18 protein-coding genes are annotated in these 17,948 nt (G+C 52.6%); 4 read left to right on the top strand and 14 right to left on the bottom strand.

The genetic code is table 11. From position 1 onward, the window contains the following. Nucleotides 1–72 precede the first annotated feature (72 nt). On the top strand, nucleotides 73–1,644 hold the full coding sequence (pckA, locus tag EVJ30_RS05370; protein WP_131468314.1) for a phosphoenolpyruvate carboxykinase (ATP): 1,572 nt from the start codon (nucleotides 73–75) through the stop codon (nucleotides 1,642–1,644). A 29-nt stretch (nucleotides 1,645–1,673) separates the two neighbouring features. On the opposite strand, the gene EVJ30_RS05365 is transcribed toward pckA, so the two are convergent. The 12 genes from EVJ30_RS05365 to EVJ30_RS05315 form a co-directional block, all read right to left on the bottom strand. Next, nucleotides 1,674–2,435, bottom strand: a complete 762-nt coding sequence (locus EVJ30_RS05365; protein WP_131468312.1) for an alpha/beta hydrolase family protein — start codon at nucleotides 2,433–2,435, stop codon at nucleotides 1,674–1,676. Further along, complete coding sequence (ytkD, locus tag EVJ30_RS05360) at nucleotides 2,416–2,889, bottom strand: RNA deprotection pyrophosphohydrolase (protein WP_070328784.1); 474 nt, start codon at nucleotides 2,887–2,889, stop codon at nucleotides 2,416–2,418. The genes EVJ30_RS05365 and ytkD overlap by 20 nt, the downstream gene beginning before the upstream one ends. A 98-nt stretch (nucleotides 2,890–2,987) precedes the next feature. Beyond that, the gene (locus tag EVJ30_RS05355; protein ID WP_071397875.1) at nucleotides 2,988–4,340 is read right to left on the bottom strand and encodes a glucose-6-phosphate isomerase; all 1,353 of its coding nucleotides are present in this window, start codon (nucleotides 4,338–4,340) and stop codon (nucleotides 2,988–2,990) included. A 106-nt stretch (nucleotides 4,341–4,446) separates the two neighbouring features. Further along, nucleotides 4,447–5,610 carry an iron-containing alcohol dehydrogenase gene (locus EVJ30_RS05350; RefSeq protein WP_131468310.1) on the bottom strand — a complete coding sequence of 388 codons (1,164 nt, stop codon included), beginning with the start codon at nucleotides 5,608–5,610 and terminating at the stop codon, nucleotides 4,447–4,449. Nucleotides 5,611–5,678: 68 nt separating this feature from the next. After that, nucleotides 5,679–6,677: a Gfo/Idh/MocA family protein gene (locus tag EVJ30_RS05345; protein ID WP_201738326.1), complete on the bottom strand. Its 999-nt coding sequence runs from the start codon at nucleotides 6,675–6,677 to the stop codon at nucleotides 5,679–5,681. Nucleotides 6,678–6,775: 98 nt separating this feature from the next. Further along, nucleotides 6,776–7,168, bottom strand: a complete 393-nt coding sequence (gene yugI / locus EVJ30_RS05340; RefSeq protein WP_016509788.1) for a S1 domain-containing post-transcriptional regulator GSP13 — start codon at nucleotides 7,166–7,168, stop codon at nucleotides 6,776–6,778. Between the two features lie 219 nt (nucleotides 7,169–7,387). After that, nucleotides 7,388–7,510: a hypothetical protein gene (locus EVJ30_RS15400; protein ID WP_255417545.1), complete on the bottom strand. Its 123-nt coding sequence runs from the start codon at nucleotides 7,508–7,510 to the stop codon at nucleotides 7,388–7,390. Nucleotides 7,511–7,688: 178 nt separating this feature from the next. Next, nucleotides 7,689–8,876 (bottom strand): aminotransferase, encoded by a 1,188-nt coding sequence (locus EVJ30_RS05335; protein ID WP_131455970.1) that lies wholly within the window; start codon nucleotides 8,874–8,876, stop codon nucleotides 7,689–7,691. Beyond that, complete coding sequence (locus tag EVJ30_RS05330; RefSeq protein ID WP_131455968.1) at nucleotides 8,873–9,367, bottom strand: Lrp/AsnC family transcriptional regulator; 495 nt, start codon at nucleotides 9,365–9,367, stop codon at nucleotides 8,873–8,875. Before EVJ30_RS05330 ends, EVJ30_RS05335 begins: the two co-directional genes overlap by 4 nt. Nucleotide 9,368: 1 nt before the next feature. Beyond that, nucleotides 9,369–10,172, bottom strand: a complete 804-nt coding sequence (locus EVJ30_RS05325) for a glycosyltransferase family 2 protein (RefSeq protein ID WP_131455966.1) — start codon at nucleotides 10,170–10,172, stop codon at nucleotides 9,369–9,371. After that, complete coding sequence (locus EVJ30_RS05320) at nucleotides 10,169–10,417, bottom strand: NifU N-terminal domain-containing protein (protein WP_070328777.1); 249 nt, start codon at nucleotides 10,415–10,417, stop codon at nucleotides 10,169–10,171. Before EVJ30_RS05320 ends, EVJ30_RS05325 begins: the two co-directional genes overlap by 4 nt. A 12-nt stretch (nucleotides 10,418–10,429) precedes the next feature. Next, complete coding sequence (locus tag EVJ30_RS05315) at nucleotides 10,430–10,663, bottom strand: DUF1871 family protein (protein WP_016509787.1); 234 nt, start codon at nucleotides 10,661–10,663, stop codon at nucleotides 10,430–10,432. 509 nt (nucleotides 10,664–11,172) lie between these two features. On the opposite strand from EVJ30_RS05315, the gene EVJ30_RS05310 reads away from it, so the two are divergent. The 3 genes from EVJ30_RS05310 to EVJ30_RS05300 are packed head-to-tail and all read left to right on the top strand — an operon-like array spanning nucleotide 11,173 to nucleotide 14,974. Beyond that, nucleotides 11,173–13,440, top strand: coding sequence for a ribonucleoside-diphosphate reductase subunit alpha (locus EVJ30_RS05310; protein ID WP_255417720.1), 2,268 nt, complete (start codon nucleotides 11,173–11,175; stop codon nucleotides 13,438–13,440). Between the two features lie 30 nt (nucleotides 13,441–13,470). After that, nucleotides 13,471–13,977, top strand: a complete 507-nt coding sequence (locus tag EVJ30_RS05305; protein ID WP_131468308.1) for a flavodoxin domain-containing protein — start codon at nucleotides 13,471–13,473, stop codon at nucleotides 13,975–13,977. Continuing rightward, the gene (locus EVJ30_RS05300; protein WP_131468306.1) at nucleotides 13,934–14,974 is read left to right on the top strand and encodes a ribonucleotide-diphosphate reductase subunit beta; all 1,041 of its coding nucleotides are present in this window, start codon (nucleotides 13,934–13,936) and stop codon (nucleotides 14,972–14,974) included. The genes EVJ30_RS05305 and EVJ30_RS05300 overlap by 44 nt, the downstream gene beginning before the upstream one ends. 108 nt (nucleotides 14,975–15,082) lie before the next feature. Here EVJ30_RS05300 and EVJ30_RS05295 read toward each other — a convergent pair whose 3' ends face one another. Both EVJ30_RS05295 and EVJ30_RS05290 read right to left on the bottom strand, forming a co-directional pair. Then, nucleotides 15,083–16,996, bottom strand: a complete 1,914-nt coding sequence (locus EVJ30_RS05295) for an N-acetylmuramoyl-L-alanine amidase (protein ID WP_131468304.1) — start codon at nucleotides 16,994–16,996, stop codon at nucleotides 15,083–15,085. A 128-nt stretch (nucleotides 16,997–17,124) separates the two neighbouring features. Then, nucleotides 17,125–17,913 (bottom strand): MazG nucleotide pyrophosphohydrolase domain-containing protein, encoded by a 789-nt coding sequence (locus tag EVJ30_RS05290; RefSeq protein ID WP_131468302.1) that lies wholly within the window; start codon nucleotides 17,911–17,913, stop codon nucleotides 17,125–17,127. Nucleotides 17,914–17,948: the final 35 nt, after the last annotated feature.

Below are 17,948 nucleotides of genomic sequence, written 5' to 3'. Positions count from 1 at the left end.
ATGTCATACTAATTAAACGCGGAAGTATGCGGATTTCATCCACATCTATTTAGGGGAAAGGTGGGATTCAGGATGGCGACTACGCTCCTGAAAATCGAAGAATTAATTAAGGGTGCCGATGTATTACGGAACTTAACGGTTCCAGAACTGGTGGAAGAAGCCATTCGTAACGGTGAAGGCGTACTGACGAAAGACGGGGCTTTATCGGTCAGTACAGGGAAATTCACAGGACGGTCACCGAAAGACAAATTCGTCGTCCAAGATGAAGTCAGCAACTCGTTAGTGGACTGGGGGCCGATCAATCAGCCGATCGCAGAAGAAAAGTTCACCGCTCTTCTCGACAAAGTCCTCACCCATCTCGAGACGAAACAGAAGCTGTATTATCTCGAAGCTTCGGCTGGAGCTGACGAGCACTACACGCTACCTGTACGCGCCATCACCGAGTACGCGTGGCACAGCTTGTTCGCGAAGCAGTTGTTCTTGCGAGAGTGGCCGACGAGAGCTGCGTTTGACCCGTTCACGGTCATTTATGCACCGAGCTACAAGGCCGACCCAACAGTTGACGGGACGCACTCAGAAACATTTATCCTCGTCTCGTTCGCCAAACGTACCATTCTGATCGGGGGAACAGAATACGGCGGCGAAATTAAAAAATCGATTTTCTCGGTCATGAACTTCCTATTACCTGAACAGCACGTCTTGTCGATGCATTGCTCGGCCAACGTCTCGGACGCCGGGGAGACGGCGCTCTTCTTCGGACTATCGGGCACGGGAAAGACGACGCTATCGGCCGATATGGAACGGCATCTCATCGGTGACGATGAGCACGGTTGGTCACCAGACGGCATCTTCAACATCGAAGGCGGTTGCTACGCCAAGACGATCAACTTGTCGCGTGAGAACGAACCTCAAATTTATGACGCCATCCGTTTCGGATCGTTGATCGAAAACGTCATCTTGAACGAAGACCGCTCACCCGACTACAAAAACATCTCGCTCACCGAAAATACGCGAGCAGCTTATCCGATTCAATACATCGATAACGCGATGCTCCCTTCACGGGCCGGTCACCCGAACACGATCGTCTTCTTGACGGCCGATGCTTACGGGGTGCTCCCGCCGATCAGCAAGTTGACGAAAGAGCAGGCGATGTATCACTTCCTATCTGGCTACACATCAAAACTAGCCGGGACGGAGCGCGGCGTGACCGAGCCACAAGCAACGTTCTCGACTTGCTTCGGCTCACCGTTCTTGCCGCTCGCCCCGGAACGATACGCCGACATGCTCGGCAAGTTGATCGAACAGCATAACGTCGACGTCTACCTCGTCAACACGGGTTGGACCGGCGGGGCTTACGGTGAAGGGTCGCGTATGAAGCTCAGCTACACACGGACCATGGTGAACGCCGCGATCAACGGTCAATTGCGTGACGTCGACACTGTGAAGCACGACATCTTCAACGTCGACATCCCAGTCCATATCGACGGCGTCCCACAAGACGTGCTCAACCCACGTGACACTTGGAAAGATACGGCTCATTACGATGTCGAAGCGCGAGCGCTCGCCTTGAAGTTCCAACAAAACTTTAAACGATTCACGAAAGCGAGTGAGAAGGTCATCGCGGCCGGCCCAATCGTCTTCTAACTCAAAATGACTAGTACCCCGCTCGGGTACTAGTCATTTTTTCTTGCAATCGCCAACATCCAATCCATCGCTCGGTCCGTCGTCTTCCATTTTTCCCAGAACGGGAGCTGATGGGCGAACGGCAAGATCCAAAGCTCTGCTTGCGAACCGATCTTGTCGGCGAGGGCGGTCGCATGACGAAGCCGGACTTGCTCGTCGTCCGTCCCATGAATGAGTAGCGTCGGCGCCTGCCAGTCTTTGAAGAGCGGAGACCGTTCGACATACGCCTCATGGACCGCCGCCGGGTCTCCCCCGGTCATCCGGCGCAACATCTTCCGCATCGAACGCTGTTCTTCATACGTCCATTCCAAATTCGTCACACCCGCCCACGACGTGACCGACGTGACGGGACGTTTTGATGCGAGCGACAACGCCATCATGCCGCCCCGGGAAAAGCCGAGGGCGTGGATCGTCTCGTGCGTCCGGCTAACGCGGTCATACAGAGACACGACGTCCTCTAAGTCGGCGCCTCCGAAATCCTCTTTTCCGGTTCCCCCGTGGTTCCCGCGATAGACCGGCGCCACGACATGGAACCCTTTCGCCGCGAATTGCATTAGCCGAGGCAACCGGACGTCACCAATCCTCCCGGTGCCGCCTCGTAAATAAAACAGCACCTGGCCGTTCGGGCGTTTTGGCGTGATCGTGTAGGCGACGACTTCTTCCCCGTCACTCGTCTCGTACCAACCTCGATGAACGGGGTATCCCGCATAAGGAGGCAGGACGTCGACTCGATCAAACCAACTTTTTGTCATGGAGTACTTTCATCGTTTCGGGCAACACTTTATCTTTCATCATGAAACTGTAGCGGCCGTTACGGAGCAGGTTCGTCGGTAACGTGTCCAACAAGACGGCCCCGTCGGTCTCATCGACGGCCGGATGATCCTCGAACCGTTCGATTTCCGCAAAATAAATATTTTTGATGACGGTGTCACCACGCCCGAGCACCCGGTACTGCCCTAAATAATGGAGCGTCTTGACGACACCTCCCGTCTCCTCGTACACTTCCCGAATCGCCGCGTCGTCTTCGTGTTCTCCGGGTTCGACTTTCCCTCCCGGAAATTCGAGTCCGCGCTGCTTATGCTTCGTGAGCACCCATTTGTCCGCATAGCGGGCGACGACCCAGACGTGAAGCGGCGTATCCGAAAATGGATAGTGCTCGAAGCTCAACTCGACTTTATTGTGATAGTAGTCCGTGAATGTCAACATAGTCCATCCCTTTCTTTCCCGTGTCTACTCTCACTTTACCTTGTCTCACCCTAGTTTCAAACAAAAAAATAGGCCCGCCGAGGCGGACCTACAATAAATCATTGGTTTAAGCGCTTTTCAAGCTCAGCTTTTTGTTCCTCGTAACCTGGTTTTCCAAGCAACGCGAACATGTTCGCTTTATATGCTTCAACACCTGGCTGGTTGAACGGGTTGACTCCGAGAATGTAGCCGCTCATCGCGCACGCCTTCTCGAAGAAGTAGAACAAGTAGCCGAGATGATATGGCGTCATCTCTGGCAATTCGACGACGAGGTTCGGCACGTTTCCGTCCGTGTGGGCGAGGAGCGTTCCTTCTGCCGCCTTGTCGTTGACGAATTGGATCGTCTCACCGGCAAGGAAGTTCAAGCCGTCGAGGTCTTGTGCGTCTTCAGGGACGTTCAACGCGTGACGGACGTTCGTGACACGGATGACCGTCTCGAACAAGTCGCGGCGACCTTCTTGGATGTATTGTCCCATCGAGTGGAGGTCAGTCGAGAAGTCAACTGCCGCCGGGAAGATCCCTTTGTTGTCTTTGCCTTCTGACTCGCCGTAAAGCTGTTTCCACCACTCTGATACATAGTGGAGTGCCGGTTCGTAGTTGACGAGAAGTTCGATTGATTTACCTTTCGCATACATGGCGTTACGGACGACCGCGTACTGGTACGCCTCGTTCTCTGAAAGTTCAGGTGAACTGTAGGCATTTTCCGCGTCACGCGCACCTTCCATGAGGGCATCGATATCGATGCCTGCCGCCGCGATTGGAAGCAAACCGACTGGTGTGAGGACAGAGAACCGTCCACCGACATCGTCCGGAATGACGAACGTCTCGTAACCTTCTGCATCAGCGAGCGTCTTCAAAGCGCCACGGGCACGGTCTGTCGTCGCATAAATGCGCTCGCGTGCGCCGTCTTGGCCGTACTTCTCTTCCATGAACTGCTTGAGGACACGGAAAGCAATTGCCGGCTCTGTCGTCGTTCCCGATTTTGAGATGACGTTGACTGAGACTTCTTTGCCTTCGAGTACTTGAAGCAACTCCGTCATGTACGTTGACGAGATGTTGTGGCCCGCGAAGAAGACTTGCGGGGCGTTACGCTCCTCTTTTGACAACACGTTGAAGAATGAATGTTGCAGCATCTCGATGGCTGCACGAGCGCCGAGATACGACCCACCGATTCCGACGACGACGAGGACGTCTGAGTTGTCGCGGATTCGTTCAGCGGCCGCTTTGATACGTGCGAACTCATCCGTATCAAAATTCGTTGGAAGGTCGACCCAGCCTAGAAAATCGCTGCCGGCACCGCTCCGGTCGTGGATGACCGAATGGAGTGCTTTCACCGTTTCTTGCATTTGATCGACTTCGTGTTCCCCGACGAAAGACAGGGCGTTAGAATAATCGAAACGTACTGTTGACATGGCATTTCCTCCTTTAAATCGCTCATCTAAGAGCCATACATGACCCATCATAAACGGAAACGACGGATTCGTTCAATCATTATTGCAAAATAGGCATCAAATCGCCTTATTTGCTCAGCTCGAGAATCGTAGCCACGTCTTCGCGTTCGAGTGTACGGAAACGTCCGAACGCTCCACGTTTCATCGCTGAATCAAGGATCGCCTCGAACGTCGATTCGTCGATCTCATAGTCGCGGAGCGAACTTGGCGCACCAAGTTGGTCGAAGAAGGCACGGACCGCTGTGATCGTGCGTTTCGCCGTCTCGACGTCGGTCGCACCCGGTTCGACGTCGAATACTTCTGTCCCGAGTCGTGCGAACCGTGCCGCGTTGTCTTCTTCAAGGACGTGCTCCATCCAGCGTGGGAAGAGGATGGCGAGGCCGCCGGCGTGCGGGATGTCATGGACAGCCGAAACGGCGTGCTCGATGTTGTGCGACGCCCAGTCGCCAGAAGCGCCCATCTGCAAGACCCCGTTCAAGGCGATCGTGCCTGCGAACAAGATGATGGCACGTAAGTCGACGTTCTCTAAGTCGTCGACGAGCTTCGGTGCCGACTCGACGACCGCTTTCAAGACGCCTTCGGTCATCCGCTCTTGGACCGGAGCGTGGTTCGGGTGGAAGTACTGCTCGAAACAATGGCTCATCATGTCGACGATGCCATAGATCGTTTGGTCTTTCGGCACCGACACAGTATAGCGCGGGTCGAGGATCGAGAACGTCGGATAGACGAGCGGGTGGCCCCAACCATATTTCTCTTGCGTCTCCCAGTTCGTGATGACCGAACCGGAGTTCATCTCAGAACCTGTCGCCGCGAGCGTGAGCACCGTCCCGAACGGTACCGCTTCAGTCGGGATATGGTCACGGAGGACGATGTCCCATGCGTCGCCGTCATACGGGATCGCTGCCGAGATCAATTTCGTGCAATCGATGACTGAACCGCCGCCGACCGCGAGCAAGGCGTCGATGCCTTCTTCGCGCGCTTTCGTGACCGCACGTCTCACCGTTTCAATCCGCGGGTTCGGTTCGACACCTGAGAAGTCGACGAACTCGATGTCCGCTTTGTTTAATTCAGCAACGACTTCCTCATACGTCCCGTTCTTCTTGATGCTCCCGCCTCCATAGACGAGCATCACTTTCTTCGCGTCAAGCGCTTTGAGCTCCCCTGTGAGCTTCTCGATCTGATGCGTCCCGAAGATCAATTTCGTTGGGTTTTTGTATTCAAAGTTGTGCATAAGTCATCCTCCTTCAAAAATATGTAACACCTACACTATATACCCTGTTTTTCTGGATTGAAAAGTGATTAGCCCTGACTGTATATGCGGTCGATGATTTGATGAAGCAGGACCGCCTGTTCGGCCTGCTCGTATGACGGCTCATGCCGACACGCCTCAAGGAAGGAGCGAATCTGTGTCGCGTACGGGTCTTGTAACGTCAAATGAGCCGGCGTCTTGTCAAACAGAGCGCCATGTTCTTCCGTGTGGATCGTGAGCGGGAACAACGATGCCCCGCCGATTGTCCCTCTCAGTTCCACGTTCATCGTATCCTTCGGCCCGATGTTCGCCATGAAGCTCGCATCTAAAAAGAGAGAGGCCCCGTTCTCGAACGTGATCATCGCCCGGGCCGTGTCTTCAACCGAGAAGTTGTCGGCGTCCCAGTCCCCCATCAGCCCGACACCCGGACGCGTCCCAAGATACTGTCCGACATGACCGATCACGTCGACCGGTTTCGGATAATCCATCAAATAGAGGGCGAGGTCGAGCATATGGACGCCGATATCAAGCAGCGCCCCGCCTCCTTGGAGCTCCTTGTCCGTGAACACGCCCCAACCTGGGATGCCACGGCGCCTTAGGGCGAGCGCGGTCGCCGCATAGATGTGACCGAGTTCATTTGAGTCAATCAAGCGTTTCAGCAGTTGCGTGTCCGTCCGATGCCGGAAATGGAAGCCGTAGTGGAGCGTCCGGCCGGCCCGTTTGGCCGCTTGTAACATCTCGTCCGCCTCACGCTCCGAAATGGCCGGCGGTTTCTCGCAAAGGACGTGACAACCGGCATCGAGCGCCTGGATGACATGGTCTTTATGCAGGGCGTTCGGTGTGCAGACGCTGACCGCATCAAGTTGCTCGCTATCGAGCATGTCTGCTACCGTGTCATAAACCCGTTCAACCCCGAACTGACGGGCAACCGCCTCCCCGCGCTCCCGTGTCCGGTTCATGACCGCGACGACGTCCGCCCCGGCCGCGATGTAATGCGGGATGTGTGCGTTTGTGGCGATGCCCCCTGTCCCGATGATTCCAATCTTCATGTAGACCACTCCTTTCTCTAATTCTCTTTCGGGAACGTCTATTCAATTTCCTGCACAAAAAAAAGGCGACCTATTTGGAATAGGCCGCCTTTCATCACTTACTTTTTGAAGTTCGTGTTTTTGATCCAGTCTTCGAGCTTGTCCTTGAGGACTGTGAAGCCTGGCGCTTCTTCTTGCTTGAAGTTTGAAGCTTCGTTGCGGCGTGGTGCGCCACGACGAGCTGGCTTAGCCGACTTCTCGCGTTTTGGTGCTTCTTGTGTCGCTTTCATTGAAAGCTTGATTTTCTTAGATGCTTCATCAACATCAAGAATTTTCACTTCAACTTCTTGGCCGACTTGAACGTACTCGTTCACGTCTTTCACGTAGTCATGTGAGATTTCAGAGATGTGGACAAGACCTTGTGTCTCGTCGTCGAGTGCGACGAACGCACCGAAAGGTTGAATTCCTGTTACTTTACCTTTTAAAACTTGATCTTTTTCGTATTTTGCCATTACAAACACTCCTATGCTAAATTCATCAACTTACTATAACATACTTTTTTCGATAAAGTGTAGAAAATAGTAAAAAAGATTATTTAGGATTATTTTGACGTTTCAAAGTCGCACCTCAGGGTAAATACAAATCAAGCAAGACTTCAAGTATTCCCCCCTGATTCCGCTAGGCTAACGCCTAGCCCTTTTTTTGTTTTAAGATGTCGCAAACGTCCGCTGCTAGCCGATGTCATAGACATCCCCACTAGCCATCTCGTCCAAACTCATCGCGAATCGACCGACCGATATCCCCAAGTCCGTCGCGGTCGGTTCGTACGAATGTTCAAGGTTCGGGTGCCTCACTCATTTACCTTCTAATCCGCCCTCAATCTCGACCCCATAATCTATATTCACACGCCACTTTCGTTTATCTTCCCATTTTATGTTACATCGTTCAACCCATTTTAGAATAATCGGTCGATATTCGGTCGTGGCGAGGCGCGATCACCGTTAACCTTATCGTCAAAACGTCAACAGACCCTCATCGCTGAGAGTCTGTCGTTGATGTTGCCAGTTCAAACTGTTTCATGAACCGATCGATACGGCGGATCGCTTCTTGAAGTTGCTCGATCGACGTCGCATAACTCGCACGGACAAAGCCTTCCCCGCTCGCTCCGAACGCATTGCCCGGAACGACCGCCACTCGCTCTTCAAGCAGCAACCGTTCGGCGAACTCTTCGCTCGAAAGCCCGGTATGGCGGATGGATGGGAATGCATAGAACGCACCACCCGGGACGTGGGTCGGGAGACCTGCGTCGTTTAACGCCTGGATAAAATAGTTACGACGCTGGCGATAACTCTTCACCATCTTCGGGACGTGTTGGTCACGGCTGCGCAACGCCTCTAGCCCTCCAAATTGGACGAGCGTCGGCGCACACATCATGCCGTACTGATGCACTTTAAGCATTTCCCGGGTCACGACTTCCGGTGCACACGTGAAGCCGAGGCGCCATCCGGTCATCGCGAACGCTTTTGAGAAACCGTTGATGACGATCGTCCGCTCGCGCATGTCGTGGAGCGTCGCAAAGCTCGTGAACGGGGCATCGTAAGACAGCTCTGCGTAGATCTCATCGCTCACAACCCACAAATCATGTTTCGTAGCGAGTTCCGCGATTTCGGCAAGTTCGTCGCCCGTCATCGTCGCGCCGGTCGGGTTCGACGGGAAGCAGAGCAAAATCGCTTTTGTCCGTTCCGTGATCGCTGCTGCGACGTCGTCCCGATTCAAGCGGAACCCGGATTCCGGACGACAAGCGACCGGGACGACGGTCCCACCGGCTAATTCAATGAGCGGCCCGTAGGAGACGAAAGCTGGCTCGACGACGAGAACCTCGTCACCTGGGTTCAATAAAGCACGGAAGGCGATATCGAGCGCCTGAGACGCCCCTGTCGTGACGATCAGTTCGGTCGCCGGGTCATACGTGACGTCAAAACGGTCGGTCATGTAACGAGCAATCGCTTCACGCAGCTCGAGTAGGCCCGCGTTGGCACTATAAGCCGTATAGCCTTGCTCGAGTGCCGCGTAGCTCGCTTCGCGGACGTTCCATGGCGTGATGAAGTCCGGCTCTCCCACCCCAAGAGAGACGACATTTTCCATCGTCTGTGCCAAATCGAAGAAACGGCGAATGCCAGACGGCTTCATCGAGACGACTTGATTCGATAGCGACTTCATGGCGTGATGTTCAACCGTTTGTCTTCGACTTGCGGGGTGAACAAAATACCGTCATGCTTGTACGTCTTCAACTTGAAGTGGGTCGTCGTCGACACGACCGAGTCAAGCGGTGACAGTTTATCCGAGACGAACGACGCCACGTCTTGGAGCGAACTCGCCCGGATGACGACTTGCAGGTCGTACGCGCCCGACATCAAATAGAGAGCCGTCACTTCCGGGAAGCGGTAAATCCGCTCGGCTACCTCGTCAAACCCGCGACCTCGCTTCGGTGTGACTTTGACGTCGATGAACGCCGTGACATCGTGACGGTTGATCTTCTGCCAGTTGATCATCGCCCGGAAACCGAGCAAGATGCCGTCCGCTTTGAACTTCTCGAGCATCGTTTCGACGGTCGCCTCATCGGTCGCGAGCAAGTCCGCGAGCAACTTCGTCTCGAGGTATCCTTTTTCTTCAAGCAATTCCAAAAGTTCTAACTCTTTTGTTGTGTACATATTAGTTGTCTCCTTCCGTTCTACCGGGAAACGTCCCTGCGAACGACCTTTCTGTCTGTCTCACGTAGTCCCGCCGTTCGGACTGGACGATGTGAAAATTCTTCATCTCCATATTCACCAAGCCGTGTTTTTGACAAAACCGCTCAAAGTACCGTCGACGCGTCTCATCTTGTTTCGCCGATAAGTTGTCGGTTCCGTTAAAAGCGTAGAGCACCGTCGCCCGGGCTGGATGAACGACCGTCCCGTGCTCGATCACACGTAAAATAAAGTCCCAGTCCCAATAGTTATAAACCGTCTCATCGAACATGCCGATGACGTCGTGAAGCCGCTTGCGGTAGAGCGTGCCGGACGGGATGAACGTCGAGTCTTGCCGAATCCGGTCCAAGTCGAGCTCGTAGGCGAACGCCTCCCACTCCGTGACGACCCGCCGCCCGTCTTGCCATGTGAACCGAAACAGTTCCGCATCGGTGAAAACGAGGTCTGCCGTCGTCAAATCATCGAGTGCTCGTTCGATATGGGTCGGCATGAGTAAATCATCGTCATCTAATAAAAGAATGTATTCGCCTCTCGCCTCCATCACGCCTCGGTTTCGCGCTTTGACGTGATGATTTTCTTCAAGTTCGATCAACCGAACCGACAATCGATTCAAAAAAGGCGCCAAAAGATGTTGCTTTGGCGGCCCATCATTATTTACTACAAGCACTTCGAACTGTTGAAACGTCTGTACCGTCAAACTCTCGAGTAGTTCCGTCAGTTCCGCCTCGCGTGCGTAGGCCGGAATGACGATCGAAACGAGCGGGTTCATCCGCGGTAAGCAGTTTCGACGTGCGGTAAGATCGCTTCCCAGCTGACGCCGTTCTCTTTTGATACTGTGACAAAATCGCCGTAAGCGAAGACGCTCTCGACACCTTCGATCGTGACGAGTTTCGCGAGAAGCGGTTGCTCTGTTGATTCGCCGGCTTTCACGCTTTGGCTCTTAGCTCCGAAGACGTTTTCAGGAAGCGTGATTTTCATTGCATTTGGATTAGGTGTTGGATCGATTCGTAACATGTTGGTTCCCCCTTATAATTGACAAGCTTCTGAAGATGTAAGTAATTGTCTGGCCATGGCGCGCGTGTCGTCCTCAGACGGGCACTCTCCAAACGAATCCGTTAGAATGCGACGGATCGTTTCATTCAACTCCGCTTCCGAGTCGATCTGCACGAGCGCCACTGTGATGTCATCGAACTCTGGCCCGTAAGACCCAAGCCCGTAACCGAGCGGGTCCCATGCTAATAATAAATCTTCTGAACGCATTTTTAAAACCCTTCTTTTTAGCCTTGATAGTATATCGTACTTCCTCAATCTACCGCACTTTTGACGATGGCGCTAGCCTTACCTCGGATTTCCCGCTTTTTCAAATCGAGACAACACTATATCTAGTATTGGTTCCTGGTCATAACTTTTTTACTGATTCATGAAATCAAAGACGTTCTCCTCTCTTTTCGTATTGACAAACCAGATTGAACGCTTACAAAAAAAGTGGACAGCTTTGACCTCGGGAGTTGGTAAATCTTTTTTTCGTCTCATATCACGTCTCAAAACGGTTGAGAGAGCCGTTTTAGAGTAAAAGTAATTCGCATCGTCACAGTTTTATAAATTTCAATGATTGCAAAACTAAATATGGGTGATTTATGATTAAAAAGAGAATAAAACGTCAATATATAGTTAACGGATATTTATCACGTTCTATCCCCATTGACGTTGAATCGGACAAGTTCCGCTATACCTTTATAATTTCTACACCCGAAGAAGGAGTGATCGTTTTGACATCCCCTATCCACCACGAGACGATGTTGCCGGCAACACCAACCCTTGCCGACGTAGCGACATTGATCCAATCCTTAACACAACGTTACCCGCAGCTCAGCGTCGCACGCTACGAGGAACGTTTGATTCGAGCACTCGATTCAAAATCACTGACACAAGATGTAGTATATGACTTGATGACGATGCACGCCCTCGATATGTTGAAGGCTGAAGAGCCGGACTGGACGTTCGTCGCGACCGAGATGTACTTAAACCGTCTCTACCTTGAAGCAGCACGCAACCGCGGGTATGACGCTTCGATGCGTTACGGCTCACTCTATTCGATGATCGAGACGCTGACGAACAAAGGCATCTTCACGTCGGCGTTAATTGACACATACTCTAAAGAAGATATCGCTTATTTAGAGACGTTGATCGACCCGTCACGCGATCGTCTCTTCACTTACATCGGCCTACGGACGTTGGCGGACCGTTACCTCGGACGCGATCACGTCAAAAACTTATATGAGCTCCCACAAGAGCGGTTTATGGTCATCGCCATGACGCTCATGCAAAACGAGGCCGCGTCTAAGCGGGTCCAACTTGCCGAAGAAGCCTACTGGGCGCTATCGAACCTGTACATGACCGTCGCCACGCCGACGCTCTCGAACGCTGGTAAATCGTACGGGCAGCTTAGCTCTTGCTTCATCGATACGGTCGACGATTCACTCCGCGGTATTTACGACTCGAACACGGACGTGGCCACACTTTCAAAAGGCGGCGGTGGCATCGGGGTGTACCTCGGCAAAATCCGTTCACGCGGAAGTGACATTAAAGGATTCAAAGGTGTCTCGAGCGGCGCGTTGCCTTGGATGAAGCAGTTGAACAACACGGCCGTCTCGGTCGACCAGCTCGGCATGCGTCAAGGCTCGATCGCCGTCTACTTGGACATCTGGCACAAGGATATCTTTGAATTCCTCGATGCCAAGTTGAACAACGGCGATGAGCGCCTCCGCACTCATGACTTGTTCACCGGCGTCTGTTTACCGGACTTGTTCATGCGTACCGTCGAAGCGCGTGGCGATTGGCATTTGTTCGACCCGCATGAGATTCGCACGGTCATGGGCTTCAGCCTTGAAGACTTCTACGACGAGACGGACAACGGCGGTTCGTTCACCGAGAAATATACAGCTTGTGTCAATAATCCGGAGCTCACGCGTGTAACTGTGCCGGCCATCGACCTCGTCAAACGCTACATGCGCTCACAGCTCGAGACGGGCACACCGTACATGTTCTTCCGGGATGCGGTCAACCGCGCCAACCCGAACAAACATGCAGGTATGATTTACAGCTCCAACCTCTGTTCAGAAATCGCTCAGAACATGTCGGCGACGACAATCGACGAAGAGTATACGCAAGACGGGAAAATCGTCATCACGAAGACGCCGGGCGACTTTGTCGTCTGTAACTTGAGCTCGATCGCACTCGCGCGCGCCGTCAAATCCGACGTGCTCGAGCGCCTCATCCCGATTCAAATGCGAATGCTCGATAACGTCATCGACCTGAACACGATCGAAGTGCCACAAGCGATGATCACGAACCAAAAATATCGTTCTGTCGGTCTCGGCACGTTCGGGTGGCACCATTTGCTCGCCCTCGAAGGCATCCGCTGGGAATCGGTCGACGCCGTCCAGTACGCTGAGAAACTTTACGAAAAAATCGCCTATCTCACGATTCACGCTTCGATGGAACTCGCGAAAGAAAAAGGCGCGTTCGGCGTGTTCGAAGGTTCGGAATGGCACACGGGCGAATACTTCAGTCGCCGCAACTACCGGTCGCACGACGAGCTCGACTGGGACGGCCTCGCGGCCGAGGTTCACCAAAACGGTGTCCGCAACGCCTACATGATGGCCGTCGCACCGAACTCGTCGACAGCGATCATCGCCGGTAGCACCGCTTCGATCGACCCGATTTATAAGAAAGTATATTCGGAAGAAAAGAAAAATTATAAGATCCCAGTGACCGTCCCTGACCTCAACTCGGAGACGAACTGGTTCTACAAATCAGCGTTTGAAGTCGACCAACTTTGGAGCATCCGTCAAAACGCGGCCCGCCAACGCCACATCGACCAAGCGATCAGTTTCAACTTATACGTCAAGAACGACGTGAAGGCGACTGAAATGCTGGGGATGCACCTCGAGGCATGGTCGCTCGGTATGAAATCGATCTATTACACGCGTTCAACGACCGTCGAAGTCGATGAATGCGAATCGTGTTCGTCGTAACATCTGTTTAACGAAAGGTGGGACCTAACCATGAACGTCGCAATCGTCTATAGTTCAATGAGCGGGAATACAGAAGAGGTCGCCGAGTTGATTCAGGCGACCCACGTCAATCGGGGTGACCGTGCCGTCTTGTACGAAGCGGACCGCATCGGCCATCGCGAGGCCGGGGCGCTCGCCACGTACGACCTCGTCTATTTCGGGTCGTACACGTGGGCCGATGGCGTCTTGCCAGACGAGATGAAAGATACGTTCCGGCTTCTCTTGAAAGAGCAGTCGGTACCGATTCGTCAAGCCGCCGTCTTCGGGACGGGTGACAAGATGTTCGTTCATTTCTGCCGCGCTGTCGACGAGATGGCGTACCACCTTTCGAAATTTGGAATCCCCCTTGCCGGTGAACTGTTGAAAATCGAACAGTCGCCGCGCAACCAACCGTACAACGTCCGTGCTTGGACCGAGCGGTTGGCACGAAACGCCGAAGAAGGAGTTCACGTCTATGACCATTCAAAAGATCAAACTACTGTCGCCCAAACATCCTAACCGGGCGACAGCCATTATCGGTGGCGAGACGAGTTCGATCGTCAACTGGAACGATATCGCCTATCCGCAATTTTATACGATTTATAAACAGTTACTGTCTAACTTTTGGATCCCAGATGAGATCTCGATGTCAAAAGACATGCAACAATGGCCGCAACTGACCGAGCGTGAACAAGACGCGTTCAAGCGCATCATCGGCTTGTTGTCGATTCTCGACTCGGTGCAGACGCGCTACATTCTCGAGTCGGCGATGTTCTCTTCCGACTCGTCGGTCCACTCGGTGCTCGCCATCATCGCCCAGCAAGAAGTCGTCCATAATCAATCGTACAGCTACGTATTGTCGAGTCTCGTTCCGCTCAGCGAGCAGAACCGCATCTTCGATATCGCCAAAGATGACGAGATGGTCATGAAACGCAATCAGTTCATCTTAGACTTGTATGAAGACTTCCGGGCCGAGCCGACCGCGGAGAATTTCGCGAAGTCTCTCGTCGCCTCGGTCATCCTCGAAGGCATCAACTTCTATTCCGGATTCGCCTACTTCTATAACCTCGCCCGTCATCAGAAGATGGTCGGGACATCGACGATGATCAGCTATATCCAACGGGACGAGATGCAACATTCGCATTTCGTCAGCCAGCTGCTTCGCGCTGTCTTGACCGAGAACCCGGAAATCGACGCCGACGGAAGCTTCAGCCAGTTCGTCTACGACACGATGGGACAAGCGGTCGATCTCGAGATCGAGTGGTGCGAATACGTACTCCGTGATCTCGATGGCCTCGACGTCAGCGAGATGCGTGATTACATCAAATATCTTGCCAACAAACGCCTGCGCGTCATCGGGTTGAACGATTTGTATGAAGGCTTCAACGAGGACGTCATGCCGTGGATCCGTGCCTATTCGGACGACTCGCTCAACGCGACGAAATCCGATTTCTTCGAACAAAAATCACGCTCATACGCGAAAGTGACCGACGCCAACGGTTTCGACGACTTATAAGCCAAGCCCTCGCCCATTCGGCCGAGGGCTTGCTTATTACATAAAAGGAAGGCCCCGGCTCATTTTGAGCCGGGGCCTTCTGTATACTCCTGCGCGAGCAGGTTGGAATTAATGGTACGCTCTCACGTATTGGGCAATACCTTCAGCAACACCGATTGCCATGCGCTGGCGCGATGCTTCACTGCGAAGGTGGACAATATCTTGCGGAGACGAGATGAACCCGAGTTCAACGAGCGCTGACGGCATCGTGTTATACGTGATGACGTAGTAGTTCGCCGTCTTGACACCGCGGTTTCTCATCCCTGACATTTCACTCATCAAATTCGATTGGATGTTCGTTGCGAGCACCCGACTCTTGGCACTATGGGCCGATGAGGTCGAGTAGAACGTTTCGACTCCGTTTGCCGCGGATGACGTCGCCGCGTTCGTATGCAGGCTGACGAAGAGATCGCCACGTAAGTTTCTAGCCGCTTGGACACGTTGATTGAGCGTCAAGTAAACGTCTGTCGAACGTGTCAACCGGACTTCGTAACCATACTTCGAACGAAGATACGCTTCCGTACGTTTCGTCACGTCGAGTACGACCGTTTTCTCATAAAGCGAACTTCTTACTGCACCCGGATCGGTTCCACCGTGTCCGGCATCGAGAATGATGACAGCACCGCTCAATACATTCGGTTTCGTCGCCATCGTGAAGGCCGCTGAGATGAAACCATCGCGTCCGTTGTACTTGATCTTATAGAAGCCGTTCGCTGAACCGTAGTGATCGACTTGCGTGCCGTGCGTAAGTTTCCCGAGTACCGTCGAGCTGGTCGAAGCCGTCGCTCGGACGTTCAAGGCGTCACCCGGCGTGTTCGTGAACACTTTACCTTGTGGCGCTGCGGCAGGTGCTGATGGTGCCGCACCGGCAGTCAACCATGAAGTCGCTGTGTAATATGTCTTCGCCCCGACAAATACGGTCGACCAGCTTGAGTTATATGGGCTGTATGTCACTGCCGAATACTGCGGCAAGACGAGCAACACCGATGAACCCTGGTGCGTTTTACCGAACAAGTTAATGTTGCGGTTGGCATACCCTTGAATCTTCGTCTCTACTGGCTTTGTCGTCGTCGGTGGTTGGACCGGGGCAACGCCTGGCGTGATCCATGCCGTCGGCGTGTAGTACGTGTCGTTGCCGATATAGACGGTCGACCAGCTCGAGTTGTACTTGCTCGATGCGACTACCGTGTTCAACGGAAGTACTTTAACGACTTTCGATGCTTGGTTGCGCGTATCGAACAATTTTAATTCCCGGTTCGCGTAGCCAGTCTCTGTCGTCGTCGCCGGCTTCAGTGTCCCGGCTGTAATTCCTCGAGTCGGTGTGTAGTAGGTCTTTGTGCCTTCATAAATAACCGACCAGCTCGAGTTGTGGATGCTGAACGTGACAGCGCGCTTGGCCGAGATTGTTTTCGCGACCGGTGATGTTTGTAGCGTGCGATTGAACAGCTGAATGTCGCGATTCGTGTAGCCCGATTGCTTTTTAGGCGCTGAAACGACTAACTTTGGCGCAAGGTAAGCTTTCGCCGCGTAGTACGTCTTTCCATTCAAGAACACTTTGGCCCATGATGAGTTATGGACGGCATAGTTCACTTCAGTGCCTTTTTTAAGCGTCGTAACGATTTTTGCATCACGGTGTGACGTCACTCGAATGTTCAAGTTTTCTGTCGTGACGCCTGTCGATGATGCTGCTTGCGTCTTGATCGTCGTCGGTGACGAGACGATCCGTTTAATATACGGGGCCGAAGCATAGTAAGTGCGACTATTTAAATACACTTTATGCCATGATTGGTTATAAGTCCCATACTTTACTTTCGTGCCTTTCGGTAACGTCGTGATGACGGCTCCCGTCGTGCTTGGTTTCGATCGAACGTTTAAATTGACAGTCGTTTCGCCATCTAATGTCGATGCCTCAACCGCAGGGATTTGAGCACCGAACAACAACAGCGATAAGATGAGAGCAACTTTCAATAGCTTCATTTTCATCCAAAATATTCCTTTCTTCTCGCGCTAATTTCTACTAACAACACCTTCATAGTAGCATAACGCTTTTTAAAAAAAAGTAAGTATTTGAAAAAAAGATGAATATTTTTGATAAAAAGGGGAATACTTTTCTACCAGTTTTTACGAATAATAATAAATTTGTCTATTCCATGCCATTCTTCGTCGATTATGAACGATTCCGGCACCTTCCAGTCTTGCTCGAGAGAGGACGTCATGATGAACGGCTCGTCCGGTTGACGAACGACGAACCCATCCAGCCCTTCGACATGGGCAATCTTTAAAAATCGTTCCATGTTATATTCTCGTTCTCTATATCGGCTCGCTTCCTCCGAAGGTTTAGCCTCAATTCCTCCCCAATATCGACCAGGTTTAAAACGCGTGTACAATCGCACCGACGATTCGGTGATCGGATCAGGCGTATGATCGAACCGCCCGAAATCGCGCGCGGATTTCTCATCGATCAGCGAACCGATTTCCGCATACAAATCAAGCTCAATCTCGCGTGCGATATCGAACACCGCTGCTTGGACGCTCTCGATTCGATACTGTAACGAACCCGGTGTCGATGATGCTTTCAATTTTTTATCCCCTTCGTAGGCGTTCAAGGTCCGGGCAACCTCCCCCGCTTCCCGAACGAGCGAATAGTAAGCGTGATGAACGAGGCGCTCGCCTCGTCCGTTCGATTGATCGTCAAGTTCGATCGCATACTGATTGGCGAGACAAGTTGAAATGACGAATACGTCTAACAGCTCTTCCACGAGCGCTGCTTCGTCCTGGTCATGCAAGGCACCACCCACTTCCCCCACTTCTTCTAATAACCTTGCCAAGCCTGATAACGGCCGCCAATATCCTCCTAAGTGGATAATCATCCGATCGATTTTCTGTTGAATCTCCTTCATATTTACTCACCTATCCATCCTCTTCATTTACCAGT

Source organism: Exiguobacterium sp. SH5S13, assembly GCF_004337085.1.
Lineage (GTDB): Bacteria > Bacillota > Bacilli > Exiguobacteriales > Exiguobacteriaceae > Exiguobacterium > Exiguobacterium aurantiacum_A.
The sequence above is the reverse complement of the archived record's forward strand: the minus strand, read 5'-3'. Positions and strand labels throughout refer to the sequence as shown.

Excerpts from the sequence above, each read along its gene's own strand:
- EVJ30_RS05330 (WP_131455968.1), bottom strand. The coding sequence starts at position 9,367 with ATGTACACAACAAAAGAGTTAGAACTTTTGGAATTGCTTGAAGAAAAA.
- EVJ30_RS05290 (WP_131468302.1), bottom strand. The coding sequence starts at position 17,913 with ATGAAGGAGATTCAACAGAAAATCGATCGGATGATTATCCACTTAGGA.
- EVJ30_RS05295 (WP_131468304.1), bottom strand. The coding sequence starts at position 16,996 with ATGAAAATGAAGCTATTGAAAGTTGCTCTCATCTTATCGCTGTTGTTG.
- pckA (WP_131468314.1), top strand. The coding sequence starts at position 73 with ATGGCGACTACGCTCCTGAAAATCGAAGAATTAATTAAGGGTGCCGAT.
- EVJ30_RS05350 (WP_131468310.1), bottom strand. The coding sequence starts at position 5,610 with ATGCACAACTTTGAATACAAAAACCCAACGAAATTGATCTTCGGGACG.
- EVJ30_RS05320 (WP_070328777.1), bottom strand. The coding sequence starts at position 10,417 with ATGTTACGAATCGATCCAACACCTAATCCAAATGCAATGAAAATCACG.
- yugI (WP_016509788.1), bottom strand. The coding sequence starts at position 7,168 with ATGGCAAAATACGAAAAAGATCAAGTTTTAAAAGGTAAAGTAACAGGA.
- EVJ30_RS05315 (WP_016509787.1), bottom strand. The coding sequence starts at position 10,663 with ATGCGTTCAGAAGATTTATTATTAGCATGGGACCCGCTCGGTTACGGG.
- ytkD (WP_070328784.1), bottom strand. The coding sequence starts at position 2,889 with ATGTTGACATTCACGGACTACTATCACAATAAAGTCGAGTTGAGCTTC.
- EVJ30_RS05305 (WP_131468308.1), top strand. The coding sequence starts at position 13,471 with ATGAACGTCGCAATCGTCTATAGTTCAATGAGCGGGAATACAGAAGAG.
- EVJ30_RS05300 (WP_131468306.1), top strand. The coding sequence starts at position 13,934 with ATGACCATTCAAAAGATCAAACTACTGTCGCCCAAACATCCTAACCGG.
- EVJ30_RS05355 (WP_071397875.1), bottom strand. The coding sequence starts at position 4,340 with ATGTCAACAGTACGTTTCGATTATTCTAACGCCCTGTCTTTCGTCGGG.
- EVJ30_RS05325 (WP_131455966.1), bottom strand. The coding sequence starts at position 10,172 with ATGAACCCGCTCGTTTCGATCGTCATTCCGGCCTACGCACGCGAGGCG.
- EVJ30_RS05345 (WP_201738326.1), bottom strand. The coding sequence starts at position 6,677 with ATGAAGATTGGAATCATCGGGACAGGGGGCATCGCCACAAACGCACAC.
- EVJ30_RS05365 (WP_131468312.1), bottom strand. The coding sequence starts at position 2,435 with ATGACAAAAAGTTGGTTTGATCGAGTCGACGTCCTGCCTCCTTATGCG.
- EVJ30_RS05335 (WP_131455970.1), bottom strand. The coding sequence starts at position 8,876 with ATGAAGTCGCTATCGAATCAAGTCGTCTCGATGAAGCCGTCTGGCATT.